Origin of the sequence: Marinobacter sp. G11 (genome assembly GCF_021282325.1) — a bacterium.
In the GTDB taxonomy this organism is placed as follows: domain Bacteria; phylum Pseudomonadota; class Gammaproteobacteria; order Pseudomonadales; family Oleiphilaceae; genus Marinobacter; species Marinobacter vinifirmus.
Window position 1 is genome coordinate 1 of the sequence record NZ_JAJSPB010000121.1, and the last position, 516, is coordinate 516.

Here is a 516-nt window from a genome sequence, read left to right on the forward strand (position 1 = left end):
TCTTCCCGATCCTTGCGCAGGCGCTCCATGGCGCCGGGATACTTCGACTCGAAGCGAACCAGAGTCCGGTCAAAGGCCTTGTGTGCGTCAGCCCGCGTCTCGGCCATCCAGATCTCATGCAGCGCCGCCTTCACCTTGGGCTGCACTGACTTGGGCACGGCGGTCAGGATGTTGGCTGTCTTATGCACCCAGCAGCGCTGATGGCGAGTATCGGGATAGCACTTGGACAGCGCTTTCCAGAACCCAAGGGCACCGTCTCCGGTCGCCAGCTTAGGACTCGTTGTCAGGCCTCGTTCACGCAGGCCCAGCAGCAGCTCTGACCAGCTGGCTTCTGACTCGCGATAGCCGTCTTCAACAGCGACCAGCTCCTTGCGGCCATGCTCGGTGACGCCGATGATCACCAGCAGGCAGAGGCGATCCTCCATGCGGACGTTGCTATAGACGCCATCCGCCCACCAGTACACATACCGCTTCTGGCTCAGATCACGCTGACACCAGCGCCGGTGATCGTCAATC

1 protein-coding gene is annotated in these 516 nt (G+C 61.6%); it reads right to left on the minus strand.

Annotated features, from left to right (window positions below; genetic code table 11):
- A partial coding sequence (locus tag LWH94_RS19335) for an IS256 family transposase (RefSeq protein WP_232903323.1) occupies positions 1-516 on the minus strand: 516 nt, incomplete at both ends.